This is a genomic window from Kyrpidia sp. (assembly GCF_023512215.1).
In the GTDB taxonomy this organism is placed as follows: Bacteria; Bacillota; Bacilli; order Kyrpidiales; family Kyrpidiaceae; genus Kyrpidia; species Kyrpidia spormannii.
The window spans coordinates 15,579-40,207 of record NZ_JAILZZ010000006.1 but is presented as its reverse complement, the minus strand read 5'-3'; the positions used below and the strand labels follow the sequence as shown (position 1 = coordinate 40,207).

Sequence of the window (24,629 nt, the reverse complement as noted above, 5' to 3'; positions counted from 1 at the left end):
CTGGCAGTGGGTCTGGAGATTTCCCTCGGCGGGCTTGCGGTGGGTTTACTCATCGGCTTTACGGGCATGGGGGGAGGGTTCCTCATGACCCCGATGTTGATCCTCCTTTTCGGTGTTCACCCTTCGGTGGCGGTGGGGACAGACCTCGTCTATGCATCGATCACCAAATTTGTGGGGGCGTGGCAACATTGGCGCCAGGGCACAGTGGATCTTCGGGTGGTTAAGGTTTTGGCGGCGGGGAGCGTGCCGGGGGCAGTGGCCGGGGCAGTGGGTGTCCAAATCTTTCACGGATGGTTTGGCCCCGGTTTTGAGGGAATAATGAGTCGGGTTCTCGGGGTTGCGTTTTTGGTTGTGAGTGCCGTGCTCCTTCTTCGGGCAGCCATCCCGGGTCCTGGTGGGGGCAGTGGAGAGATGTCCCGACCGGCGGCCTGGAAGCTGGTCACGCTCGGTGTGGTGGGCGGGGGGATTGTCGGCCTGACTTCGGTGGGGAGCGGGTCATTGTTTATTGCGCTTTTGACCTTCCTTTATCCGGTATCCGCATCCAGGCTGGTCGGCACCGATATCGCCCACGCATTTCTTGTGAGTGCAGTGGCGGGTTTGGTGCATTTTGCCGCCGGGACGGTGGATCTGCCCTTGGTGGGTTGGTTGCTCCTCGGCTCTTTACCGGGCATCGTACTCGGCAGTCGATTGTCCAAGCGAGTTCCCGACCGGATCGTGCGCCTCGGGCTGACCGTCATGCTGGCGGTCTCGGGGTTGAAATTGTTGTAAAGGAGCGATGACCGTGACGACATTGGTGGCGCCTCACGGTGGGCAACTGGTCGATCGAACAGTGGATTCTTCACCAGAGTGGGAGCGAGAGCTGCTGTCGGGCAAAACTGTGACTCTTCCTGAGGAATCTCTGGCCGACCTGGAATTGATCGCGGTGGGTGCCTATTCTCCTTTGACCGGTTTTATGGTTCGAGCGGATTATGAGCGGGTGGTGGCCGAGATGCGCCTGCAGGACGGCACGGTCTGGAGTTTGCCCGTGACTCTGGCGGTCGACGAAGATTTCGCCAGGCGGATTCACGCGGGGGAACGCGTGGCTTTAACAGGTCGAGATGGTCTTCTGTACGGGTGGATGGTGGTCCAGGACCTGTATCCCGTGGATTCCCGGGTGGAGGCGGAACACGTGTATGGCACGTCCGAGGCCGCTCACCCAGGGGTGGCCAGGTTGTATCAGCGGCCCGGATGGCGGATCGGAGGGCCGGTTTGGATGTGCCGACAGCGGGATCGGACCGTGTTTTCCCGTTACTGGCTCCGGCCGCAGGAGTCCCGGGAAACCTTTCGCCGTCGCGGTTGGAGGACGGTGGTGGGTTTTCAAACCCGAAATCCGATACATCGAGCCCACGAATACATTCAAAAATGCGCTCTTGAAATGGTGGATGGGCTGTTTCTTCATCCCCTTGTCGGGGAGACCAAAGCGGACGACGTGCCTGCAGAGGTACGGCTTCGGAGCTATGAAGTACTGCTGGACCGCTATTACCCGGCCGGGCGGGTGATACTCGGCGTTTTTCCGGCCGCCATGCGCTACGCTGGGCCCCGGGAGGCGATTTTTCACGCCTTGGTCAGAAAGAATTTCGGCTGCTCGCATTTTATCGTCGGGCGGGACCACGCCGGCGTCGGGAACTACTACGGGCCCTATGACGCTCAACGGATTTTTACACAGTTTAAACCCGAAGAACTGGGAATCATCCCGCTGTTTTTCGAGCACGCATTCTTTTGCCGCCGGTGTGAAGGGATGGCCTCAACCAAGACCTGCCCCCATGCCCCGGAAGACCGCGTCGTCTTATCTGGCACCCGGGTCCGGGAGCTACTGCGGGAAGGCCTCTTGCCGCCCCCCGAGTTCACCCGGCCCGAGGTGGCCCGAATCCTGCAGGAAGGTTTGCGGGAAAAAGTCGGGTCGACCGACCGGTAAACGACTTCGGCCGATGTCTTCTTTAAAATCACTCCATGAGGCCGCCTTCCTTGGCAGAAGAAGGACGGCCTGTATTTTTGTTGGCTGGGGAGAGGAAACGGACCTGGAAAAGCGAATACTAGAAATATGGACGAATTGACGATGGGTGTGCTGCATGGACCGGTTATGGAACCTACTGAGCCATTTTAATATCCTGACGGATTTATTGGACATCCTGCTGGTCACCTATGTCCTGTATCGGATGATTCTCCTCATCCGGGGAACCCGGGCCGTGCAGCTGCTCAAGGGCATTGTGGTCATTCTCATCGCCACGGGGCTGAGCAACTATCTTCACCTGCGGGCTATGAGCTGGCTGTTGGACAAGGCCTTGACGATCGGGCTGTTCGCAATTCCCGTTGTGTTTCAACCGGAATTGCGCCGGGCACTGGAACAGTTGGGACGCGGCCGTTTGTTCTCCTGGTCACTGCAGATGGCAAGCAGCGATCGGGACGTGGACAAGATTGTGACCGAATTGACCCGGGCGGCGCAGGTGCTGGCGAAAAACCGCATAGGGGCGCTCATTGCTCTGGAACGGGAGACGGGTCTGAGCGACTACGTGGAAACAGGGATCGCGATTGATGCGGAAGTCAGCGCGGAACTTCTGGTGAACATTTTTATCCCAAACACCCCCCTTCACGACGGGGCCGTGGTGGTCCGCCAAGGTCGGATCGCGGCCGCGGGGTGTGTCCTTCCCCTTTCGGACAGTCGGACCATCGATAAACAACTCGGAACCCGCCACCGCGCAGCCGTGGGCTTGTCCGAGCATTCGGATGCGGTGGCGGTGGTGGTATCTGAAGAGACGGGCCAGATCTCCCTGGCTGCCGAAGGTCAATTGAACCGCGATTTAGATGAGCAAGCGCTTCGGGAGATGCTTGGCACGATGCTGGCGCCCCAACGGGGGAGTTTTTCGTTTTTTCATAGGAGGTCATCGGCATGAGAAAGGGCGGGCCGATGGGAAGACTGGCCCGAATGTGGAACCGGGAAAATGCGGTTCCAAAATTGATCGCCTTTGTGCTCGCCGTGTTGCTGTGGTTTGTGGCGGGGGCCGGCACCACCGACACTCCCAGCTCTGTTCTCGCCCCCTCGGCGAAGGTGATTCATGGGGTCGCGGTGCAGGTGCTGTACGATGAGGGTGTCGTGGTGGCCGTGGGGGGGCAGCCTCAGGTGGACCTGACCCTCCGGGGAACCCGCTTGGACCTGATGTCCCCCCTGCTCGGCGGGATTCGGGCTTTTGTCGATGCCCGGGGTTTGGGGGCAGGGGTGTACGAACTGCCGGTCCAGTTGGAAAATGTCCCTTCGGGGATTATCTATGACCCGGTATATGCCACCGTTCGCCTGGAGCGGGCGGCTTCCCGGCAGATTCAGGTCACCGTGCGTACCACCGGAACGCCAAAATCCGGCTTCGCGGTGGGAACAATGTCATCGTCCCCCGCCCAGGTCACCGTTTCCGGTCCGGCGGAGGAAGTCAACCGGGTGGCTGCGGTGGTGGCGCAAGTGTCGGTAGACGGTGCAGATCAACCCGTTAAGGGCCGCGTCCCGGTGGCGGCGGTAGATTCGCAGGGGCATTCGATCACAGGTTTACGGATTGAACCCGATAGTGTGGATCTGGCGGTGGCGGTGGACGCCCAAAGTAAGGTCGTGCCCGTAACCGTGGAATTACGTAATGCCCCCGCCGGAGACTTGGCCGTAGAGTCGTGGTCAGTGCAGCCGAGTAAGGTGACAGTAACGGGTCCTCCCGATGTTTTGTCGAGGATCGACCAGGTGACGGGCATGGTCGACTTGTCGGGCACGACCGGAGACCGCACCTTTATCGTTCATTTACGCGTTCCGGACGGAGTTCGGGCGATCCAACCCGAGACGATTCAAGTGGCTGTACATGTGGTACCGGGGAAGACCACGAAGGCGGCCCGGGTTCCTGTTCGAGTGGTGGGGCTTGAAGCCGGCGCCCAGGCGACGGTGAATCCCCCGGAGGTGAGTGTGACGATCAGCGGCTCCACCTCCCACATCGCGGCCATGCATGCTTCTGATTTAACCGCGACAGTGGATGTGACGGGACAGGGGCCGGGAACTTATAGACTCCCGGTGGCGGTGAAGGCGCCCCCCTGGGCGACTTTGGCTGACGTTCCGTCCGTTCAAGTGACGATCACCGCTCCCCCACCCGCACAATCCGCGGGGGGCGGAAGTGGTTGAGGGGTGTCATCAATCTGTACTTTCATGATGCAAAAAGGGGCTTGACCCCTTTTTTTTGCTGCTTTTATACTGTGCATATGCACAAAGCAAAATCACAAGACAGTTTAAGGAAGGGATTGATCCATGTCCGCGACTGAAACGGCAGCATTATCGAAGGTGACCGGCCGTCCTCGGGGTATACGGTATTTTCCTGTTTCGCTATTTGCCAGCATCATGGGTTTTTCGGGGACTACGATTGCCGCCATGCAGATTGAGCCCCTGCTGTCGTTCCCACCGTACCTGTCTAGGACTCTGTTGGCGTTGACCACTATTTTTCTTGTCGGTCAGGTTTTTCTGTTATTGTACCGTTTAGGGGTCTATCCGGATGAAGTACGCCGAGATTTCGATCATCCGGTTCGCATGAATTTTTTTGGGGCGGTTTCCATCAGCTTCATGTTGTTGGCAGTCGCATACGGGGGCCCGTCGCCTCAAGTGGCAGAGATTTTATGGTGGATCGGGGCCCCTTTACACATGCTGATCACCTTGGCAGTGATCAGAAAAGTGATTGTCCAGACTCACTTCGAGATCAATCATTATAATCCGGCTTGGTTTATTCCCGTCGTCGGGAATCTCGTTGCTCCAATCGCCGGCGTTAACTGTGCCCCTATCGAGGTCAACTGGTTTTATTTTGGCACGGGGATGGTGATGAGCGTCGTCTACACCACGATCTTTTTCTACCGAATATTTTTCCACCGTCCTTTACCTGTGAAGCTTTTGCCGACATTTTTCATCCTCATGGCGCCTCCGGCCGTGGGGGTTGTCAGTTACTTCAAATTGACTGGTCAACTTGATCCTTTTGGCCGCACGCTGTACGGTTTTGCATTTTTCATCGGTCTCACACTCATTGTGCTGCTGCCCCTGTTCTATCGCTTACCTTTTTTCCTCTCTTGGTGGGCGTATCTTTTCCCGTCTGCCGCCATCACCATCGCCACCGTGGTCATGTATCACGGTACGGGATGGGCGGTGTACCAATACTTGGCTTACTCCCAAATGGCCGTACTGTTGGTTCTTTTGGTTGATTTCACCCTTCGGACTCTTAGGACAGTTCTCCGGAGAGAACTGTGTGTGAAAGAAGATTGACAATCGGGAGGCCGCCCGAATCCGGGGCGGCCTCCCGGTTCCATATCGGGTCGCCGGGTGTACCCTTGTACCCACGTGCTCGGAGCGGGTATTGGCCGTCAGTAGTTCTTGTGATAGACTCAGGCAAGAGGTGCTGGAATTCCAGGCACCCTCAGCCCACGAAGGTCCACTGTGACCGGGCTGAACATTCGTCGAACCTGTTCCTGTGAGGAAAAAGGGCTGAAATGGGGAGTGGACTTTGGCACGTTTGTTTGGGACGGACGGAGTGCGAGGGGTGGCCAATGCCGATCTGACCCCGGAATTGGCTTTTCGCCTCGGCCGTGCGGCGGCCTACGTGCTGGCTCTCGGGTCGGAGGACAACGGTGCCGATGAGGACAAGCGTATCGCCGTGGGCAGGGATACCCGGGCGTCCGGTGATCTTCTGGAATCGGCTCTTATTGCGGGTATCCTCTCAGCGGGGGTTTCGGTCCTGCGCCTAGGCGTCGTGCCAACCCCTGGCGTGGCACGCCTGACCCGTACCTTGTCCTGTTCGGCGGGGGCGATGATTTCGGCCTCCCACAATCCGGTGGAGGATAATGGCATCAAGTTTTTTGGTTCAGACGGCTTTAAACTTCAGGATGAAGTCGAAGATGCGATCGAGGCAGCGATGGTAGGTGACGGTTGGGGCCGGATTCCTCGCCCGGCTGGGACCGGAGTGGGCAGGATTGTAGACGGCCGAGATCAGGTAGCCAAGTACGTCGAATTCCTCACCGAGACGGTCCGGTCTCGCTTCGATGGGCTGAAAGTGGTCATGGATTGTGCTTACGGGGCTGCCTACCGGATTGCCCCCGAAGTGTTTCGGCGGCTGGGCGCCGAGGTGGTGGTTATCAATGATCGCCCCACCGGCGACAACATCAACGTGGGCTGCGGTTCCACCCATCCAGAAGTGATTCAGGAGGCGGTTCTCCGCCACGGTGGGGAGGTCGGTCTTTCTTTTGACGGCGATGCGGACCGGTTGATCGCCGTGGATGAAAAAGGGGAGCGGATTGACGGAGATCATATTCTCGCCATCTGCGCCAGGCGGTTGAAACAGTACGGGGAATTGGACGGAGATACCGTGGTGGCGACGGTGATGAGTAACGTCGGCCTGGAGAAATCCCTGAAGCAGGCTGGCATTTCCTTGGTACGCACGGCGGTGGGGGACCGTTATGTCATGGAGGAAATGGTCCGGGGCGGCTATGTCCTCGGAGGTGAACAGTCGGGTCACATCATTTTTCTTCGCCACAACACCACCGGAGACGGGATTCTCACAGCCCTCCAACTGGTGGACACCATGGTGGCTTCCGCCCGACCGCTCAGCGAGTTGAGAGAGGTCATGACCACCTACCCGCAAAAACTGGTGAATGTGCGGGTGGCGGACAAGCATGAGTTGGAGGGCAATGTCTCCATTCGGGAGGAAATCCGCCGGGTACAAGAGCAGCTTGGCCGAGATGGGCGGGTATTGGTGCGTCCCTCGGGAACCGAGCCCTTGGTGCGGATTATGGTGGAAGGGCTGGATGCGGGTGCGGTGGACGCCGCCGCGAATCGGTTGGCCCAGGTGATTCAGCGGGAGTTGGGGAGCGGAGACGGCCCGGTCACACCGTGATATCGGGTTTTCGTTTGAATATAAGCCCGGTGGCACGCCCAACGGGCGCGGGGCATAAGGTGGTAGAGGGAGACCCGGCTTTTCCGCGCGCTGATTGAGATTCCGAGGGCTCCTGAAAGGCCTCGCCTGCAACGGCAGGTGGGGGGCCGCCCAAGGGGGTGGGAGATGGGGAGAGAGGAGTCGCTGGCCGGATCAATTCTGGCCAGATACAGTGTCAACCACAGGATTCGACTTGACGTGAAAGCGCCTGGACTGTCCGGGGAACGGGTTGAAAGCGGACAGTTGACGAGGGGGAGGTTCATCGAACCATTCGGCGGATGCCTCCCGGCGTATCCTGTCGCCGTGACGAAAGGGGAAAAACCTTTGGCGACAAAGGCAATAAAGACCTTTCGAACAGGAAGTGTGGGTGCGGGTCAGGTATGATCTCGCGCCGCGAATGACGGGTGCCCCCGGGAATTCTCTGGCGGGGGCGGCCCCGCGCCAGGGAGATCCGGGGGCTAAAGGAGGACGGGCTCCCGGTGTGTGGGATTGTTGGATATATCGGGGAACGGCAGGCACAGCAGGTGTTGTTGCATGGATTGGAAAAATTGGAATATCGAGGCTATGATTCGGCGGGCATCGCCGTATTTGACGGCCAAACCATCCGGGTGAAAAAGAAGCTGGGTCGGTTGGCCAATTTGGAGAACATGTTAAACGGTCACGGGTTGCCCGGTGTTCTGGGCATCGGTCATACGCGGTGGGCGACCCACGGACGGCCATCGGACGCCAATGCCCATCCCCACGGCGACTGCACCGGCCGGTTCGTCGTGGTGCACAACGGGATTATTGAAAATTACTTGCGCCTTCGGCAGGAGCTGCAACAGGCCGGTCACAAGTTTCGCTCAGAGACGGATACGGAAGTGGTGGCGCACCTCGTTGAATCCTTGTATGATGGGGATTTGTTGCGGACGGTGTTCAAAGCTGCCGCGAAGCTGCGGGGGGCCTACGCCCTAGTCGTGATGAGCGCCGAAGAGCCGGGCCGACTGGTGGCGGTCCGCAAACACAGTCCCTTGGTCGTGGGCCTCGGGGATGGAGAGAATTTTGTCGCATCGGATATTCCCGCCCTTCTCAATTACACCCGGGATGTCTATGTGCTCGAAGAAGGAGAAGTGGCGGACATCACCGCAAAGGCGGTGCGCTGTTATCGATTGGACGGCACCCCGGTCAGCAAAGAAGTTCTGAAAGTGACCTGGGACGTCGATGCGGCAGAAAAAGGCGGATACGAGCATTTTATGCTCAAAGAGATTTATGAGCAGCCAAAAGCGGTGGCAGACACCCTGACGGGGCGTCTGTCCGACGACAACCGGGCAGTTTTGCCGGAACTCGACTGGGCCCTGGGGATGGCACGCGGGATAGATCGCATTCATGTCGTGGCCTGCGGAACCGCCTATCACGCGGGGATGGTGGGAAGGCAGATCCTGGAGCGCTTGACCCGCATTCCCGTGGAAGTCGAGGTGGCTTCTGAATATCGGTACCGGGATCCCATCTATACGGATCACACTTTGGTGCTGGTCATCAGCCAGTCCGGGGAAACGGCAGATACTTTGGCGGCCCTGCGGGAGGCCAAGGCCCGGGGTGCCCGGGTGGTGGCCGTGACAAACGTGGTGGGGAGTTCCGTGGCCCGGGAAGCGGATGATGTCATCATCACCTGGGCCGGGCCAGAGATTGCCGTGGCGTCGACCAAAGCTTACACCACCCAGTTGGTGGCACTGTATCTGTTTGCGTGTTATCTGGCCCAGCTTCGGGGCGCGGCCGACCCTGCCACGATCGAGGAAGTGTTGGCGGGTCTTCGGGATCTCCCGGATGCTGTGTCCAAGGTGCTGGACACGGCCCCGGCGATGAAAGCCTTCGCCCAGCAGTTCGCCCGGAAGGAGAGCGCGTTTTTCATCGGCCGCGGTCTCGACTACGTGGCCGCCCTGGAAGGGGCTCTCAAGCTCAAAGAGATCTCGTATATTCACGCCGAAGCCTACGCGGCGGGTGAATTGAAGCACGGCACCCTGGCGCTGATCGCCGAAGGGGTGCCGGTGATCGCCTTGGCCACCCAGGATCACCTGTACGAGAAAACGGTGAGCAATATCAAGGAGGTCAAGGCCAGGGATGCCCACGTGCTGGCCCTGACCTGGACGGGGGACGAGGAAATGGCCTCGGTGGCGGACGAGGTGCTCTACCTGCCCCGGGTCAGTCCGTGGCTGGCTCCGGCGGTGGTGGCGGTACCGCTGCAGTTGCTCGCTTATTACGCGGCTGTTGAGCGGGGAAATGATGTCGATAAACCCCGCAACCTCGCCAAGAGTGTGACGGTGGAATAAGAAGGGCTGGAAGGATCGGTCCCTTTATCTGTACAAACGAAAATCCCGTCCTGGGACAATATCACTTTCCGAGAAGCCGAGCGTGGCCGAGGTTTTACCTGGGTCCATGCTTGGCTTTACCGGTTTATCGCCGTGGTCGCGGTGCGTCGACAACTCGACGCCGGTCTGCGGCAGCCTGCACACCGGCGCCCGCGGTGGCGCCTATCACTGCCCCGATGGCGATGCCCAGAGTGGACGATTGATACAGACTGGCTGCCGTGGAGACCAATGCCCCCATTCCAGCAGACGCGAGGTGGGCGCCGGATGGCCGGCTGAGAAACAGCAGTGCGAGAAAGAGGGCGGGTAGGGCGAACCTCAAAGCCTCGGAGACGTGAGCCGGAATCATCCCGCCGATCAACGCGCCGGCGGCTGTCCCTGCCACCCAGGACAAGTAGCAGGTGAACACCAGCGCGAGGTGTGGGCCGGGCTCGGGGGGGCTCTCCCGCACCCGGGACCCGGCGAGGGCAAAGACCTCGTCGGTGAGCCCGAAGGCCGAAAGCCATCTCGCCTTTGCGGACCAGTGGCGGAAGGCCGGCCCCAAAGCGGTCCCGTACAGAACGTGTCGGGCATTCACCAGAAGGATGGCCAGGACCGTGGCAAGGACCGGGCTTCCCGATAGTGCCAGACTCAACAGCATAAACTGAGCGCCCCCGGCGTATACCCAGGCCGAGATGAGTAAGGCGATCCAGCCCGGTATCCCTTGGTTGACGGCGAGGACGCCGAAAGTCATGGCGATGGGAAAGTACGCCGTGACCACGGGCATGGCGTCGCACAGAGCCCTTTGAATCGGCGAACGGGTCATTTTTCTTCTCCTCTCATAACCAATAAATCGCTGCGGTATAGCACAGAACGCCAAGGACAACCGTGGGGAACAGACGCCGGGACCACCAGGCGAACAAGGCGGTGGGGACGGCGGCGATTAAAGCCGGATTCGCCAGGTCTAGCGCCACTTTGCCATCGCCAGAAAGAAAGAGGACGGGCCCGAGAAGCGCTCCCAGGACTCCGGGGGTGACAAAAGACAACCATCGCCGGACGCCGTCGGGCCAAGGGGCCCGTCCGCCCAATGCCAGGGACAGGGCCCGGAGAAGATAGGTTCCCAGACCGATGAGCAGAGTTTCAACCACCAGAGAGGACAATCCTTTACGCCCCCTTTCCAAATGGCTACTGAGTAGTATATCATATCGGTAAGCGTTATAACATACAGAACCCTGCAAAATCGGCCGGGAAGTGCATCAGAAGGGGGCATGGATGTTGGAGCCGGATGATCTCTCCCGGCGGATCGGGCAGATCCTTCGATCCCTGCGCAGGGACCGGGGGTGGACCCTGGACAAGATGGCGGCGGTCACCGGAGTCAGTAAACCCATGCTCGGGCAAATTGAGCGGGGAGAGTCGAATCCCACCGTGGTGACCCTGTGGAAGATCGCCGCCGGGCTGGGGGTCCCCTTTTCGACTTTTCTTCAGGATCCGGATGACCCCCGGGTGGCCATCGTCCCGCGGTCCCGGCAGCCGGGAGTGGAGGATGACGACGGCGGGTACGTAGTCCGCAGTCTCGTCACCGCCGCTGATCCCCAGCCCGCCGAGCTATTTCATGTTTTCTTAGCGCCAGGCTGCACTCACCGGGCTTCTGCCCATGGAGCCGGAGTTACAGAACTCATCTGGGTACAAAAGGGCCGGATGGATCTGGAAGTCGGGGAGAAGGTCTACTCCTTGGATGAAGGGGACGCGGCCCGGTTCGTCGCCCATCTCGATCATCGATATAAAAACCCCGGGACGGAGGACTGCCTTTGTCTCATCTTTTTGCTCTACCCGCGTCTGCCCGGTGTTTCGTGGCCATAAAAAATGTCCAGACCCGCAGGAGTGCAGGTTTGGACATACCGCGCCGGTTAAGTTCCCCCGGATCGCCCGGGAGTGGGTCCAGGGTTTTGAATGATTATTCGATATCGAGCTTTTTCCCGCGCTCCCCTTCTTTATGCGTCTTCGGGAACGTGAGGCGCAGGATGCCATCCCGATAGGTGGCCTTGCCTTCGTCGATGTCCACCTCGACGGGGAAAGCGATAAACCGCTCTGTCTTCCCGTAGGAGCGCTCTCGGCGGTAATACTTTTCGTGCTTTTCCTCAGTTTCCTCTTCGACTTTCACGGCGATGACCACCCCGGATTCCGTGACCTCCACCTCGATCTGGTCCCGTTTCAATCCCGGGAGTTCCGCCTCCACCTCCAAATGGTCCCCTTTATCCTTCACATCCACCGCAAAGGAACGGTCGAAAAACGACGGAAACGAAGCGGGCAGGGTAAACAGGCTGTTCAAGTCGCGATCCTTGCGAAACCAATCGGGCAAGTAGCGCATGGTCAGGTTCCCCTTTCCCAGGTGGAGTGTTTTTCCTTTTTTATTATGGCTCAATCTGAGCCTGTCCAACAGGCGCAAAGGAACTACTCATCCGGGGGATGACCGAACTAGTTCAAAAGTCCCGTCTTCATAAATCTTCCCTGAGAAAATCATACTATCCGAGGAAAAGGTTACCCGGGAGGTGGAGTGTATGGGGGTGAAGCTCCACGTCTTCAACGAGGCCATCCGGCAATTTGCCCGGGAAAACGATGACGTGGTACAGAGGGTCATCCCCATCGTGCCCGATCAGTCTTTTCATCTACTTTTCTTGCAAATGACCGTGGACATTGAACGCATCGAACGGTTCATCATCCAACCGGTGGAGGGTGCGGTGCGGCACTGGGGGGAGGACCTGGTTACATCCCTGGAGTGGGAGGAAGAGATCCGGCGGTGGGTGGTCCCGTTCACGGTGAAAACGGTTCCAATCAAGCAGTTGACGCCCGGAGATCTCCTGGAGGGGAGTGTCCTTCTCGCTACCGAGGGCCACCCCCGGGCCTTGGTGATCTCTGCTCCTGCCAAGATCAGCCGCAACATCGACCAACCGATCAACGAGGTGGCCATCCGGGGGCCGAAGGATGCATTTACGGAAAATACCGATCAGAACTTGACTCTCGTCCGCCGGCGATTGGCGGATCCGGCCCTGCGGGTCAAGCGTTTCGTCGTCGGCCGGCGCACCCGAACCGCCGTGTACCTGCTCTATCTCGCCGATGTGGCCGATTCGGATCTCGTCAAGACGATCACCGACCGGATCAACCGTATAGACATCGACGGCGTCCTCGACAGCGCGTATATCGAAAAACAAATGACAGATAACTGGTTCTCCCCTTTTCCCCGGGTGCGCAACACCGAGCGCCCCGACGTTGTCGTGGCGGGGCTTTTAGAAGGGAGGGTGGCGATTCTCGTCGACAACTCTACGGAGGCTCTCGTCCTCCCCTGCGACTTCAACTCTATTTTTCACGCGCCGGATGACGTCTACGATCACTGGACCAACAGTATCCTGTTGCGGGGCGTGCGCTTTGTGGCGTCGGTGATCGCCGTGTCCGTACCCCCGGCTTATGTGACCTTTCTGGCCTATTCTCCCGGAGCGATGCCGCTCAAATTGACGTTGCTCATGCAGCAGGCCCGTTATGGCGTCGCGTTTCCCGTGGTCCTTGAGGCCCTCTTTGTACAGCTGCTTCTAGAAATCTTGAAAGAGGCCGGGTTGCACATGCCTACCACCGTGGCCCAGATCTTCGGCATCATCGGCGGCATCATTCTCAGCGAATCCGGGGTCCGGGCCGGATTTTTCAGCGAGTCCATGCTGGTGGCCATCGGCGTAACGGGTATCGCGTCATTGTCTGTCCCTTTGTTTCGCCTGGGAACGACCTTACGGCTGCTGGGACTGCCCCTTTTGTTATCCGCGGGGTTTCTCGGCCTGTACGGTTTTGTCATGGCGGGGATGTTTGTCCTCGCGCATCTGGCCGGGCTCCGAAGCTGTGACGTGCCCTATCTCAGCCCGTATTTTCTCGGGCGTTGGTCCGATTTTAAAGACACGATCATCCGGATGCCCGCTCCTTTTATCACCCGGCCGGCCATGTTGAATCCCCGGGATCTCATCCGGGCGAAAAAGCGAAAATGACGCCGAAAATCCCCGTTCCCACTTGCGCGCTGAACCACCGGGGATTGATCTGGTGGGTAATGGTAACGTCTGTGGATGCCCCGGTACTGTTACTCCCATCCTTGGTGATCGAACGAAGCGACAGCGGCATGGCAGTGGCGACCGGCCTGGGGATCGTGATAGTCTGGGCGCTGTCGGCACTCCTGTTGGCGATGGTGAGACGGTGCCCCGGGCAGAGCTTTGTCGACGCGGCACGCTGGGCGTTTGGCCGGTGGGCCGGCGGAGCCGTGGCCTTGACACTGGCGGCGGCGGGAGTTCTGTACATGGGGTATACCTCGGCCATCGTGTTTCATCTCGTGGAGGCGATGCTCCTCCCGAAAACGCCCCGTTTGGTACTTGGCGCCTATTGGATTGGGTTCTCCAGCTATTTGGCGTTCCTGGGGCCGGATGCGGGCGGCCGGCTGGCCAGTCTGGTGGCGGTGCCCACCGTGGTCCTGTCTTTTTTTCTCGGGGCAGGGGCATTGACCCTCCCTCACGAATGGAATCATCTCCTGCCGTTGTTTGGAAACAGCATGAGTTCTTTGCTCCAAGGTGCCCTGGTGGCGGCCCCCTTTTTGTTGAAGGCGTTTTTGCCCATCTGTGCAGGCCTACCCTACCTGCAACCCACTACGAAATGGCAAGTGATGGTGATATGGGGATTTGCCGGAAGCCTGGCCTTGCAGATGGTTCAGGCTGTGCTCGCCCTCGCCGTTTTGGGGCCGGTGGGCACTGCCGTGGCCACCTGGCCGGCCCTGGATATCATCCAGCTGTACAGTTCGGGGTTTTACTTGGTGCGTTTCGATTACCTGCTCGTCATCATCTCCCTGGCGCTCTCGTCGACCAGTGTCGGCCTGTCCCATCTTTTTCTGGCGGAAATCGTCGCCCGGGTCTTTCAAGTCAGCCGCACCTGGCCGGTGATTCTCATCGCGGGGGTTGCCATGGGCATGTGTCTTTGGGGGCAGCGGCTGGTTCTCCGAGAGTTGGAGACGCCTCCATTCTCCATCGAAATGGCCGCCCTTGGTTTTGGTGTTTTCATCCTGGGCGTGGCCGCCCTGGGAGCTTTCAGGGCGAGGAGGCGGTCGGCATGAGAAGACAGAGGCTGTCGGCATGGCTTAGGGTCATGGTGGTGGCCGGTCTTCTCGCGGGGTGCTGGGACTATCAGGACATCGAAAATCGGGTCTTGGGGCTTGGAATGGGTTTTTTTGAGGGCCCGGAGGGGCGTATGGATGTGCTCATGGAGATCCCCAGTTTGCAACAAAAGGGGAAAATGGCCTCGGTGATCCTGCAGAAGCGCGTCAAGAGTTTGAAGGATATGGCCATGGAGTTTGACCGGGGCTTTGATGTCTATCGCCCGGATTTCTCCCATTTTCAGGTGTTGGTATTCGATGAGGATTTGGCCAGGAACCGCGGCATTACCGACATTATTGAATTTATGCTCCGGGCCGGACACATTCCCACCGGAACCCGGCTTGTGATTTCAGCGGCTCCGGAGCAGGTTTATTTTCGGGCGTTCTCCGAGCAGCGAAAACCGCTTCGGTCGGTGGAGATCGCCAGTGTGATCGACAAAGCCGACACGACGTTTCCTTTGGTTCGCAGGTACCGGGTGGGGGAATACGTCGGGCCCAGTCAGCACCACGAACCGGTGCTTCTGCCGGTGGTGGATTATGTACAGGGACGGTTTGCGCCCGTGGCGGCCGCCCTGATGCGGGACGGTCGGGAAATCGCCCGGCTCAACGGGGATCAGTGGATGGGGGTGAACTGGCTGAGGAACCCGGGGTTTAAGCCCTTCGTTGAAGGGAAGATACGTTCGGACCAAGGGGAATACCTCGTCAATGTTTTGTCCCATTCCGCCAAGATAACGGTGACGGGCCCCGCGCAACATCCCATCGTGAACGTGAATGTCCGCTTGAAGGCGGCTCTCATGCAAAGCAAGATGGACACGGGTCAGGTGACGGGGCTTTTGCCGATGCATGAGGTCGAGGCGGATGTGGCGGGCCAAGTGCGCCGCCAAATCGAAACTAGCCTTGAGTTCCTGCGCCAGCACAACGCGGACATTCTCCACTTCAAGAACCTGGTCAGGCGCCGCAGACTCTTTTTTGCCGACCCTGCGGCTGAGGTTTTTGACTTGAGCCGGGCGATTTTTCGGGTGGACGTGCACGCGGTGGTTCAGGAGAAGGATATGATCCGGAAAGGGCTTTAGCTGGCTCAGGATACCCCCCGGCTTGCGCGAGGGGGGCCGATGCGTGTACCCTAGCTACGAGGCACACTCGATCGTGCCTCGAAGAATGAGAAGATAGACTCGGACAAGCCTCGGTGGTTGAAAGGGTTGGGCAGAAAAGAGATCGTCGGGTAAGGCCGGCCGGGGACCACCGACGGAGAGAGACGGAGATGGCGGAGGGGAACATGAAGAAAAGCAGAATGTTTTGGCTGTCCCTGGCGGTGGTTCTCGCCCTCGGCGGCACTTTTGGGCTGGGGTATTGGCAAGGGGCGCGCAGTGCCCGGGGGGATCTCCAGGCGCAAAGCCCCGGAGGAGGATCGACCCCCGTGGAGGCGGCCGCGGCGCCCATGCATGTACTGCTCATCGGATACGACGCCCGGCCGGGGCAGAATTACGGGAACACGGATACGTTGATTGTGGCCAGTTTTGACCCCCAGTCCAAGCGCCTGGCGATGCTTTCGGTACCCCGGGACACTCGGGTGGCGATCCCCGGGCACGGGTATGACAAAATCAACGCCGCCATGAATCTGGGTGGTGTGAAATTGACGGAGCAGATGGTGAGTTCTCTGGTCGGCGTTTCACTCGACCACTATGTGCGGGTGAATTTTGAACAGTTCAAAGGCGTGATCGATGCCCTGGGCGGGGTAACCGTGAATGTCGACAAGAATATGTATTATGTCACCGGTGACGCCCAGGACGGGGTGATCAACCTGCACAAAGGGGTCCAACATTTAAACGGGGATCAAGCCCTGCAGTTCGTTCGCTATCGCCAGGATCCCTTGGGGGACATCACCCGGACCCAGAGGCAGCAAGAACTCCTCAAAGCCCTGGCCGATCAAGCTCTGCAGCCGTCCACCATCGTCAAGCTTCCGGTGTTGATCCCCCGGGTGATGCAGGCGGTGGACACCGATTTCTCGCTGTTGGATGTGCTCAGGCTGACCCGGATGGCCGCTGGCATGAGCGGGCAGCAGGTGATCAGTGAAACGCTTCCGGGTCAGTTTTTGAACCTGAATGGCGTGAGTTATTGGCAGGTCGACCCTGGGCAGGCCAAGCAGGTGATGGCTGAACTCGATGAAGGAAAGCGGGTGAGCCAGGTCGTGGAAAGCCCCGGAGCAGGAAGCGGCTCTTCCACAACCGGCGGTTCATCGGCTCCAGGCGGTGGAACCAGCGGTTCGCCAGGAACGGATGGCTCTTCGGGAGCTTCGGGTTCCACCTCCGCCAGTGGGTCCAGTTCCGGGGGAAGCCAGACACCCACTGCGACGGTGCTGGGGCAAAATGTTCACGTCCGCAGCGGGCCGGGCACAAACTACCGAATCATCGGGTCGGTAGCCGGCGGGGAGACGGTGACCTTGATCCAGCAAAATGGCGACTGGTGGCTGGTGATGACGCCGGATGGTATGAGGGGGTACATGTCGGCGGCATGGTTGCGGGTCGACTAGCCTGGAATCTGTGATACCCGTCACAGGTCGCGGGCGGAGAGGGTGGTACGCTCGGAGCGAGAAGTGCGTTCCGCCCGGAGCCCGGGGATGGTCGCCGGGCGGACGCCAGGTCCGTCGCGGGGGGCGAAGATGGATGAAATGGGTCATTCCTCGGGAACACGGGGCGTGGATGATGTGGATCGGACCCCTGGTGATCGGGATCGCCGCGACGCCGTGGAACCCGCTCCAGATCCTGCTCGCCGGAGCCAGTTTGTTCGCGTTTATGACGGCGGAGCCATTCCTCCAGGGGTTACGCCAGCCTGGGCGCCGGGGCTACTGGTGGCGATGGGCTGCGGGGTATGGAGTGGTGGCCGCCGCCTTCGGCGTCCCGCTTTTGGTGGCGGAACCGCGCCTGGGGTTCGTGGTCCTTGGGGCCGGGGTGTCCCTGGCGGCGAACAGTGCCTTTGCCCTGGTTCGGCAAGATCGGCACTTGTTGAACGATTTTCTCGCCATGGCCGGGCTGGCGCTGACGGGAATCGCCGCTTACCTGGTGGGGCGGGGGAGTGTGGATGTCCGGGCGTGGACCTTTTGGGCCTTGTGCGTGGTGTATTTTTTCGGGACGGCTCTGTATGTGAAATCTTTGATTCGGGAGCGGCGCAATCGGAGGCTCAAGTGGGCGGCCAATGCGTATAGCACGCTGTTGGTTTTTGCGGCGCTGGCCTTGGGGTGGACGGCGGCGGTGGCCTGTCTCCCGGCGGCGGTTCGCGGTTGGGCCATTGCCCAGGATCGACCGCCCAAGGTGAAGACGATCGGTATTTTGGAAATTGGCTTATCGGTGTGGTTCGTGATGTGGATGAGCGTGTGGCTGCGGAATTTTGGAGGTGTGTGATGCCTTCGCCCCCCAAAACGTCGTCCGGCGGTTGAATTTTTTCCAAAAACAATGTATGGTAAATGAGACGAATGAGGTCAAGGAAGCGAAGCTGGAAGAATATCAACCGTCCGGTCGGTAGGGAAAGGGGTGGCGGGGAGTGAATGCGGCCATTCGTCCGATTTCGTTGACCACACCGTTCCCGGTGGGAGCGGTGAATGCGTTTTTGTTGCGGGAGGACCCAGTCACGTTGGTGGATGTGGGGCCGAAGCTCCCCGATGCGTGGGAAGGTCTGGCAGATGGCCTTCGCAGGGCGGGGTGTGAGTGGCGGGACATCGAGTACGTGGTCGTCACGCATCCCCACGTGGATCATCACGGTTTGTTACCCCGGGTACTCGAAGCGTCCGGGGCAACGGCCTTGGTTCACCCAGATGCCGAGAGGCGCGTGCTAACCCCGCGCTTGGCTGCGGAAAGTGACGCGATGTATTTTGAGCCGTTTCTCACAGCCAGCGGGGTGCCCGAGGAGATTCGGGCGCTCATTGCCGAACATCAGCGATTGTTGCAGGAGTACGTGGATGGGGTGGATGAAGTCAAGACGGTAGAGATCGGGGCTCGGCTGGAGCTAGGCGGCCGGGAATGGAGGGTGTTGGATACTCCGGGCCATTCGTCCGGACATTTGTCGTTGTTCGATGAAGAGGAAGGGGACCTGATCGCCGGGGACCACTTGTTGCCGCACATTTCGTCCAACGCCTTGCTGGAGGCCCCGCGTCATCCCGGAGGAGAGCGGGCCAGAAGCTTGATCGTATACATGGAAGCGCTGAAAATGGTGGCCGCCCTGCCGGTGAAAACGGTCTACCCCGGCCATGGTGAGGTGTTCACCGGGGCGGCGGAACTGGTGGAGCGGCGGCTTCGTGGATATGAACGGCGGTGCAGCCAGTTGCTCGGCTGGTTGGGGGAGCGGCCGCACACGGTGTTTGAGCTGGTCAGGCGCATGTTCCCCCGGTTGAGTCGGGGAAACTGGTTTTTGGCCGTGTCGGAGATCGTGGGTCATTTGGATGTCCTGCAAGCTCAGGGGCAGGTGGGGATCGAGGAACGGCGCGGACTCTGGTATTATCGGGTGGGACCGGGGCGGGAGGTGCGATCTGCAGCTCAAAGCGGCTGAAACGAGCCGCAGCGACTTGCGGGGAAGGCGGGAATCCATGGCAGGGACGGTTCTGGGCGCCGACAAGGCGGCCGGGGTCGTCCCTTTGCGTTTTTATCCAGAACCGACTACGATGAGGGCGGATCCCGGTTGTTCCGCTCCGGGGAGGGCCGAGATCAAAGGTGCGGGATAAAAATATGCAAAATGCGGTGGCGGGGGGTGGCGCGGGTTGATCGTGGCTGTGGGTGTGGATGTGGTGGAGATGGGCCGCATCCGGGAGAGTCTGAGGAGGCGGGGGAACCGCCTGGCCGAACGAATCCTGGGGGTGGCGGAGAAAAAGGAGTATGCGGGACGGCGGGACCCGGTCGCGTTCTTGGCGGGGCGCTTTGCCGCGAAGGAGGCGGTGGCAAAGGCGCTCGGAACGGGGATCGGGAAGGTGGGCTTTCAAGAGATTGAGATTGCGGGGGGGCGGGGGGCCCCCGAAGTGCGACTGTCCGGGAAGGCGGCGGAGGTGGCGGGGGAGCGTGGGATTGTCAAATGGCACCTGTCCCTTTCTCACGGCAGGGAAACGGCGGTGGCATTTGTTGTGGCAGAAGGTGTGGGACATCGGGAAGTCGACTGATGGAAGCGGCGGGGATGGCAGCAGAGGAGATAGATGGCCGCGGTTGTCCCGTATGGAGGAGAGGGGCCCCGGCATCCTTGTACATAAGTGCGGACCGGGACGAATATACCTGTGATGCGGAGGGAAACGCCGTGTATCTGGTCTCGAATGCGGAGATGCGCAGGTTGGACCGCTATACCATCGAGGAGGTGGGGATTCCCGCCATCGTGCTGATGGAGAATGCCGCGGCGGGTGTCGCGGAGTGGGCTGCGGAATTGACGCCTGAGGGCGGGCGCATTGTGGTGGCGGCGGGCAAAGGAAACAACGGCGGTGACGGACTGGCGGCCGCCCGGCGATTGTCTTCCCGGGGATTTTCTGTCGACGTGTGGCTGGGCACAGCGCCGGATCGCTTGACGGGGGAGGCGGCAACCCAGTGGGGGGCTCTGCAACACTGGCCGGTTCGCATCCATGTGGACGATGGGAGTTCCGATTGGCGCGAACTGTGGGAGGGGGCCGATCTGATCGTGGACGCCCTGCTCGGCACGGGCCTGTCGCGTCCGGTGGATGCCCGTTTGGGCAGGGTGATCGACGCGATCAATGCTTCAAACCGCCCGGTGCTTGCCGTGGACCTGCCCAGTGGTCTGGACGGGGATACGGGTCGAATCATGGGGACGGCCATCCGGGCCAGGTGGACGCTCTGTCTCGGTTGGGCAAAACGGGGGTTGGTGATGGGAGATGGCCCCCGGTGTGCCGGGACCTGGAGAGTATGGGATATTGGCCTCGCCCCGAAGGGTCCGGAGCGGGTGGGGGCGAGCCGGGTCCGGATGATTCGAAAGGAAGAGGTTCGGGCCTGGGTGCCAGAGCGTCCGTATGACGCGAATAAAGGTCACTATGGTCATCTTTTGGTGATGGCCGGACATGCGCGCATGTGGGGGGCCGCCCTGATGAGCGCCGTATCCGCTTATCGGGCGGGAGCGGGCCTGGTCACCGTCGCAGTTCGCGGGGATGCAGTCCCGCCGTGGCTCGGGATTCATCCGGAATTGATGACCGCTTTTTGGAATCTCCCCGAAGAGGCGCCGGCCTTAGTGGAAGGCAAGCAAGCTTTGGTGGTCGGGCCGGGTTTGGTGAGATTTGACGGGGATGTGAGCTGGCTGAAAGCGCTTCTGGGCAAGGTCCGGTACGCCGTGGTGGACGCCGGGGCGTTGGAAATATGGAAGGAAGCGATCGAAAGTGGTTGGCGTCCTTCCGCCCAGGTGGTGGTGACCCCACATCCCAAGGAGATGGCGAGGCTCACGGGATTGGATACCGCGGAAGTGCAGGCGGACCGGATCGAAGTCGCCCGCCGGGTGGCGCGAAGCTGCGGGTGTACGGTGGTGCTCAAGGGCGCTTATACGGTAGTCGCAGGGGAAGACGAAGGGGTGTGGGTGAACCCCACGGGGAATCCCGGCATGGCTACGGGCGGGACCGGGGATGTGTTGGCCGGGGTGATCGGGTCACTTCTCGCTCAAGGCTTGCCGCCGGGCCAGGCCGCGGCGGCCGGGGTATATCTTCACGGGTTGGCCGGCGACCTCGCGGCCCAGGCCGAAGGGCTGGCGTCCATGGTGGCTACCGACGTGATCGCCCAGTTGGGGCCGGCGATTCGACAGGTTGTCGAAAGAGGGTGAAGCATCTGGCGGACACACCCCCCTCTTCGACATATTTCCCGGGAAATCGACCATGGGTGTGAAGGAGGGGGGTGGTGGCCATGCGCAGGATTCGAGCAGCCCTTTGGACGGCGATGTGCGTCTTGTTATTGACAGCGGTGGCAGGGTGCGGGCGGACGGAAGGCAGTGTGCTGAACGATCTCAGGAATTTGCGCGACAGTCTTAAACATTACCGAAGTGTGGCCGTGATGAACGTCAAGACCCAGGGTCTGGAGCAAGTCTATCATATTGAAACTTGGTATCAAGAGCCGAATTATTATCGGATTCAGCTAGCCGATTCTCGGGGGCAGGTCCAGCAGGTGGTGATCCGGAATGATCAAGGGATTTACATTGTGAGTCCGCCCCTGAAAAAAAGTTTTCGGTTTAACGGCGATTGGGCGGATAACCAAGGTCACCTGTACCTATTCGGGTCGGTGATCGACCGTATCCTGCAGTCACCGAACCGCACGTACACCCGGGAAAAAGGGACGGTGACCTTCGATCTCACGATGAAACCGGATAATCCTCTGATCGGGAAACAGCGGGTGATTTTGGATGATCGGACGCTCTATCCGAAACAGATTGCGTTTTTCGACCGGCAGAACCATGAATTGGTCACGGTGCAATTCCAACAGTTCGATCCCGGGGCTACCTTCAAAGCGTCCGATTTTGATCCCCAACAGGCATTGGCACTCGGCCCGAAAGATGAACCCACATGGGCTTCCGAACCTTTTGGCGTGATTGAGCCGACCTGGCTCCCTCAGGGGTGGAGCAGAACGGACGTCCAGGACAGCGGCGGCACCGTTATCCTTCGCTATCGGGGAGGGGCCGAGGGGTTGACCCTTACGGAGGCACACCCCGTCCGAACAGAAACGGCCCTGCCCGGGCGGGCAGAATTGTGGGACCTGTTTGGCGTCCCCGCCGTGGTGACCGAGGGGAATGTCCGCACCATGTACTGGACCCGGGACGGGGTACAATTCGCTATGACGGGCGCCCTATCTCCGGAATATATGGCAAGAATCGCCATATCCACCTTCGGTGCGTCGGGTAAATGACCCGACTCCTTTAATGGAACCGGCCTACGGGATCGTGATTGGTCGAATCGGAGTGTGGCGAGTCCGGTCTGTCTCCGACTTTCCCCGGGGGGCGGGAAGCGGCGGCGTTGGTAGAACTGGCGGTGTCCGTTCGCTCCTCCGGCTGCTGTTCGGGATGGTTCGGATGAGGGCCCGAAGGGGGTTGCGGGTCCTCGTAATAGGGGTTGAGGTGCACGAGAACTTCCCGAACCTCGGGATGGCTGTTCATGATGGACGCTTTGACCTGCCGGATGATGTCGTGGCCCTCTTGGATAGTTTTATCTGCGGACACCGCCGCCCGAACGTCCACCAAAACGTAGGGGCCGTGGTTTCGCGCCCGCAGGCGGTCCACCCGGCGAATTCCCGGCACAGAGGCCACGAGGGAGCGAAACTCCGCCAGCAGGTCGGGCTCCACGTTGCGCTCCATCAACGAATGAAGGGATTCAAGGCCCATGCGATACGCCATGTGGACGATCATCAAGCCGACCGCCAACCCGGCGATGGGGTCGGCGTAGATCAAAATGGGGGCGTTCAAACGGTGTCCGGTGACGGCGGCGGCGATTCCGATGATGGCGGCCCAGGAACCCCAGATGTCCGAACGGTGATCCGCCGCCAAGGCCACGAGAGCCGGGCTGAGCAGCCGCCGCCCGAGGGCCGCCGTATAGCGATACAGGATTTCTTTGAGGATCAGCGAGCCCGCCGCTACCCACAGGGCGGCCATTTCCGGGGCTACGGCCGGGGCCAACAGGGCCTGCCCGGAGGAATACAAAATGTTCAAGGCGGCCAGAAAAAGCACGATGGCGACGACGGCGGAGGCGACGACCTCCGCCTTCCCGTGACCGTAAGGATGGTCGGCATCGGCCGGGCGATTCGACACGGCCAAGGCACCCAAAGCTGCGACGGAAGCGACGGTATCCGCGGCGGAGTGAATGCCGTCGGCAAACAGGGCCTCACTGCCGGCCAGAATACCTACGATGGCTTTTGCGATCGTTAAAAGGATGTTGGCCAAGGTGCTGACCCAACCGGCGATTCGGCCGATACGGTCACGATATTCTGGGGTCAACGGAGTCTGCGGCCGGGTCATGGTGTTTCACCCACGGCAAAGAGTTGTGGACGGTGGCGAAAGATTTTCCTGAAGGAAATCACAAGAAAAAGACCTTCGGCGAACCGAAGGTCCTGGCTGTGCCCGGGGGGTGACCATCGAGCAGCGATCGCGATGGGTTGAAACGATCCCATTGTTCGGCGACTGATCATCGGCAAGGTCTCCTTCTCGGTGAGGTGGCGCGCGCAAGGCATTCAGACTCGTTCAAATCCGGCGAGATGATCGACGTATCGGTTTTATGGTAAGGGGGATCGGCCTTGGCGTCAACCTGCAGCGCTGGGACTGCCGGTGAAAGGGGCGGCCCATCTTCGACCATCGTTGACTTTCGACGAGACGTGGGGAGGATTTTGCCGCTCTGCGTCGAATTGAGTAGACAGATCGACAACGCTCGCGCTAGGTCTTTCTTCAGTTTCCACGGGCTGGTATACCCTTTTGTGCATTTTGACATACTTGGGGTAGACCGCTATAATACTCCTCGTGACGGATGGCGAGTGTCCCGGAGGTGCTTGGGTTGTCCGAGACAAAGCGGATTATGATTAGTGTTCCGAGTCACCTGCTCCAGGAAGTCGACGGAATTGCAGAAAAAGAGAATTCCAATCGAAGCGAGGTCATTCGCCAAGCGATGAGACTGTATTTGGAAGAGCGTAAAAAGGAACGCATTCGCGAGTTGATGCAGCGGGGTTATGTGGAGATGGCGAAGATTAACCTTTATATTGCGTCGGAGGCGTTTTACGCCGAAGAGGAGGCGGGTTCGACCCTAGATCGACTAGTAAGCGGGGTGTGACCCGTGAACATCAAGCGAGGGGATATTTTTTTTGCGAATCTATCCCCGGTGGTCGGTTCTGAACAAGGGGGCTTCCGGCCGGTATTGGTGATCCAAAACGATATCGGAAACCGGTTTAGCCCGACAGTCATCGTCGCGGCAATCACCGCCCAGATTCAGAAGGCCAAGCTGCCCACCCACGTGGAGATTGATGCGAAAACCTACGGACTGGATCGGGATTCGGTCATCCTCCTGGAGCAGATTCGCACCATTGATAAGCAGCGGTTGACGGATAAGATTACGCACCTGGACGATGAGATGATGAGCAAGGTCAACGAGTCGCTCATGATCAGCCTGGGGTTGATCGATTTTTAGGGGAAAAAAACGGGCAGGGCGTTTCGGCGCCCTGAATTTTTTTGCAGGGAGGGGCGCAA

23 protein-coding genes are annotated in these 24,629 nt (G+C 59.9%); 19 read left to right on the top strand and 4 right to left on the bottom strand.

Annotated features, from left to right (window positions below):
* Positions 1–6: 6 nt before the first annotated feature.
* From K6T64_RS04065 to glmS, 7 genes are all read left to right on the top strand, one after another.
* Positions 7–768 carry a sulfite exporter TauE/SafE family protein gene (locus tag K6T64_RS04065; RefSeq protein WP_100666574.1) on the top strand — a complete coding sequence of 254 codons (762 nt, stop codon included), beginning with the start codon at positions 7–9 and terminating at the stop codon, positions 766–768.
* Positions 769–781: 13 nt separating this feature from the next.
* The gene (gene sat, locus K6T64_RS04060) at positions 782–1,954 is read left to right on the top strand and encodes a sulfate adenylyltransferase (RefSeq protein ID WP_288008680.1); all 1,173 of its coding nucleotides are present in this window, start codon (positions 782–784) and stop codon (positions 1,952–1,954) included.
* A gap of 154 nt (positions 1,955–2,108) precedes the next feature.
* Positions 2,109–2,930, top strand: coding sequence for a diadenylate cyclase CdaA (gene cdaA, locus K6T64_RS04055; protein WP_100666576.1), 822 nt, complete (start codon positions 2,109–2,111; stop codon positions 2,928–2,930).
* A complete protein-coding gene (locus tag K6T64_RS04050) occupies positions 2,927–4,183 on the top strand; it encodes a CdaR family protein (RefSeq protein ID WP_288008679.1) in 1,257 nt (418 codons plus the stop codon). Before cdaA ends, K6T64_RS04050 begins: the two co-directional genes overlap by 4 nt.
* Positions 4,184–4,306: 123 nt before the next feature.
* Complete coding sequence (locus K6T64_RS04045; RefSeq protein WP_288008678.1) at positions 4,307–5,302, top strand: SLAC1 anion channel family protein; 996 nt, start codon at positions 4,307–4,309, stop codon at positions 5,300–5,302.
* 238 nt (positions 5,303–5,540) lie between these two features.
* Positions 5,541–6,926, top strand: coding sequence for a phosphoglucosamine mutase (gene glmM / locus K6T64_RS04040; RefSeq protein ID WP_288008677.1), 1,386 nt, complete (start codon positions 5,541–5,543; stop codon positions 6,924–6,926).
* 518 nt (positions 6,927–7,444) lie between these two features.
* Complete coding sequence (gene glmS / locus K6T64_RS04035) at positions 7,445–9,271, top strand: glutamine--fructose-6-phosphate transaminase (isomerizing) (RefSeq protein ID WP_288008675.1); 1,827 nt, start codon at positions 7,445–7,447, stop codon at positions 9,269–9,271.
* Positions 9,272–9,395: 124 nt separating this feature from the next.
* Here glmS and K6T64_RS04030 read toward each other — a convergent pair whose 3' ends face one another.
* Both K6T64_RS04030 and K6T64_RS04025 read right to left on the bottom strand, forming a co-directional pair.
* The gene (locus tag K6T64_RS04030) at positions 9,396–10,112 is read right to left on the bottom strand and encodes an AzlC family ABC transporter permease (RefSeq protein ID WP_100666582.1); all 717 of its coding nucleotides are present in this window, start codon (positions 10,110–10,112) and stop codon (positions 9,396–9,398) included.
* A 13-nt stretch (positions 10,113–10,125) separates the two neighbouring features.
* The gene (locus tag K6T64_RS04025; protein ID WP_288008671.1) at positions 10,126–10,446 is read right to left on the bottom strand and encodes an AzlD domain-containing protein; all 321 of its coding nucleotides are present in this window, start codon (positions 10,444–10,446) and stop codon (positions 10,126–10,128) included.
* A 112-nt stretch (positions 10,447–10,558) separates the two neighbouring features.
* Between K6T64_RS04025 and K6T64_RS04020 the strand changes: the two genes are divergently transcribed.
* Positions 10,559–11,146, top strand: coding sequence for a helix-turn-helix domain-containing protein (locus K6T64_RS04020; protein WP_288008670.1), 588 nt, complete (start codon positions 10,559–10,561; stop codon positions 11,144–11,146).
* Positions 11,147–11,240: 94 nt separating this feature from the next.
* On the opposite strand, the gene K6T64_RS04015 is transcribed toward K6T64_RS04020, so the two are convergent.
* The gene (locus K6T64_RS04015; RefSeq protein ID WP_288008668.1) at positions 11,241–11,654 is read right to left on the bottom strand and encodes an Hsp20/alpha crystallin family protein; all 414 of its coding nucleotides are present in this window, start codon (positions 11,652–11,654) and stop codon (positions 11,241–11,243) included.
* 190 nt (positions 11,655–11,844) lie between these two features.
* On the opposite strand from K6T64_RS04015, the gene K6T64_RS04010 reads away from it, so the two are divergent.
* The 9 genes from K6T64_RS04010 to K6T64_RS03970 all read left to right on the top strand — a co-directional run bounded on the left by K6T64_RS04010 (position 11,845) and on the right by K6T64_RS03970 (position 22,312).
* Complete coding sequence (locus tag K6T64_RS04010) at positions 11,845–13,311, top strand: spore germination protein (RefSeq protein ID WP_288008666.1); 1,467 nt, start codon at positions 11,845–11,847, stop codon at positions 13,309–13,311.
* Entirely contained in the window at positions 13,308–14,417 is a 1,110-nt protein-coding gene (locus tag K6T64_RS04005) for a GerAB/ArcD/ProY family transporter (protein WP_288008664.1), read from the top strand. The genes K6T64_RS04010 and K6T64_RS04005 overlap by 4 nt, the downstream gene beginning before the upstream one ends.
* A complete protein-coding gene (locus K6T64_RS04000) occupies positions 14,414–15,529 on the top strand; it encodes a Ger(x)C family spore germination protein (protein WP_100666588.1) in 1,116 nt (371 codons plus the stop codon). Before K6T64_RS04005 ends, K6T64_RS04000 begins: the two co-directional genes overlap by 4 nt.
* Positions 15,530–15,732: 203 nt before the next feature.
* Positions 15,733–16,986, top strand: a complete 1,254-nt coding sequence (locus K6T64_RS03995) for an LCP family protein (RefSeq protein WP_288008660.1) — start codon at positions 15,733–15,735, stop codon at positions 16,984–16,986.
* A gap of 133 nt (positions 16,987–17,119) precedes the next feature.
* The gene (locus tag K6T64_RS03990; RefSeq protein ID WP_288008659.1) at positions 17,120–17,854 is read left to right on the top strand and encodes a YwiC-like family protein; all 735 of its coding nucleotides are present in this window, start codon (positions 17,120–17,122) and stop codon (positions 17,852–17,854) included.
* Between the two features lie 139 nt (positions 17,855–17,993).
* Entirely contained in the window at positions 17,994–18,995 is a 1,002-nt protein-coding gene (locus K6T64_RS03985) for an MBL fold metallo-hydrolase (RefSeq protein WP_288008658.1), read from the top strand.
* 208 nt (positions 18,996–19,203) lie between these two features.
* On the top strand, positions 19,204–19,596 hold the full coding sequence (locus K6T64_RS03980) for a holo-ACP synthase (protein WP_288008656.1): 393 nt from the start codon (positions 19,204–19,206) through the stop codon (positions 19,594–19,596).
* A gap of 131 nt (positions 19,597–19,727) precedes the next feature.
* Positions 19,728–21,239, top strand: coding sequence for an NAD(P)H-hydrate dehydratase (locus K6T64_RS03975; RefSeq protein ID WP_170084684.1), 1,512 nt, complete (start codon positions 19,728–19,730; stop codon positions 21,237–21,239).
* 80 nt (positions 21,240–21,319) lie between these two features.
* Positions 21,320–22,312 (top strand): LolA family protein, encoded by a 993-nt coding sequence (locus tag K6T64_RS03970; RefSeq protein WP_170084685.1) that lies wholly within the window; start codon positions 21,320–21,322, stop codon positions 22,310–22,312.
* Positions 22,313–22,322: 10 nt separating this feature from the next.
* On the opposite strand, the gene K6T64_RS03965 is transcribed toward K6T64_RS03970, so the two are convergent.
* The gene (locus K6T64_RS03965; RefSeq protein WP_288008654.1) at positions 22,323–23,414 is read right to left on the bottom strand and encodes a cation diffusion facilitator family transporter; all 1,092 of its coding nucleotides are present in this window, start codon (positions 23,412–23,414) and stop codon (positions 22,323–22,325) included.
* A 502-nt stretch (positions 23,415–23,916) separates the two neighbouring features.
* Here K6T64_RS03965 and K6T64_RS03960 point away from each other — a divergent pair.
* Together K6T64_RS03960 and K6T64_RS03955 are read left to right on the top strand one after the other, a co-directional pair.
* Positions 23,917–24,216 (top strand): CopG family ribbon-helix-helix protein, encoded by a 300-nt coding sequence (locus K6T64_RS03960; RefSeq protein WP_288008653.1) that lies wholly within the window; start codon positions 23,917–23,919, stop codon positions 24,214–24,216.
* A 3-nt stretch (positions 24,217–24,219) separates the two neighbouring features.
* Positions 24,220–24,570, top strand: coding sequence for a type II toxin-antitoxin system PemK/MazF family toxin (locus tag K6T64_RS03955; protein WP_013074285.1), 351 nt, complete (start codon positions 24,220–24,222; stop codon positions 24,568–24,570).
* The last annotated feature ends 59 nt before the right edge of the window (positions 24,571–24,629 follow it).

Bases quoted from the DNA above. Each gene is read 5' to 3' on its own strand.
- K6T64_RS04015 (WP_288008668.1), bottom strand. From the start codon at position 11,654: ATGCGCTACTTGCCCGATTGGTTTCGCAAGGATCGCGACTTGAACAGC.
- K6T64_RS03970 (WP_170084685.1), top strand. From the start codon at position 21,320: ATGCGCAGGATTCGAGCAGCCCTTTGGACGGCGATGTGCGTCTTGTTA.
- K6T64_RS04020 (WP_288008670.1), top strand. From the start codon at position 10,559: ATGTTGGAGCCGGATGATCTCTCCCGGCGGATCGGGCAGATCCTTCGA.
- cdaA (WP_100666576.1), top strand. From the start codon at position 2,109: ATGGACCGGTTATGGAACCTACTGAGCCATTTTAATATCCTGACGGAT.
- K6T64_RS04010 (WP_288008666.1), top strand. From the start codon at position 11,845: ATGGGGGTGAAGCTCCACGTCTTCAACGAGGCCATCCGGCAATTTGCC.
- K6T64_RS03995 (WP_288008660.1), top strand. From the start codon at position 15,733: ATGAAGAAAAGCAGAATGTTTTGGCTGTCCCTGGCGGTGGTTCTCGCC.
- K6T64_RS03990 (WP_288008659.1), top strand. From the start codon at position 17,120: ATGAAATGGGTCATTCCTCGGGAACACGGGGCGTGGATGATGTGGATC.
- K6T64_RS04045 (WP_288008678.1), top strand. From the start codon at position 4,307: ATGTCCGCGACTGAAACGGCAGCATTATCGAAGGTGACCGGCCGTCCT.
- K6T64_RS03960 (WP_288008653.1), top strand. From the start codon at position 23,917: ATGGCGAGTGTCCCGGAGGTGCTTGGGTTGTCCGAGACAAAGCGGATT.
- K6T64_RS04005 (WP_288008664.1), top strand. From the start codon at position 13,308: ATGACGCCGAAAATCCCCGTTCCCACTTGCGCGCTGAACCACCGGGGA.
- K6T64_RS04030 (WP_100666582.1), bottom strand. From the start codon at position 10,112: ATGACCCGTTCGCCGATTCAAAGGGCTCTGTGCGACGCCATGCCCGTG.
- K6T64_RS04000 (WP_100666588.1), top strand. From the start codon at position 14,414: ATGAGAAGACAGAGGCTGTCGGCATGGCTTAGGGTCATGGTGGTGGCC.
- K6T64_RS03965 (WP_288008654.1), bottom strand. From the start codon at position 23,414: ATGACCCGGCCGCAGACTCCGTTGACCCCAGAATATCGTGACCGTATC.
- K6T64_RS04050 (WP_288008679.1), top strand. From the start codon at position 2,927: ATGAGAAAGGGCGGGCCGATGGGAAGACTGGCCCGAATGTGGAACCGG.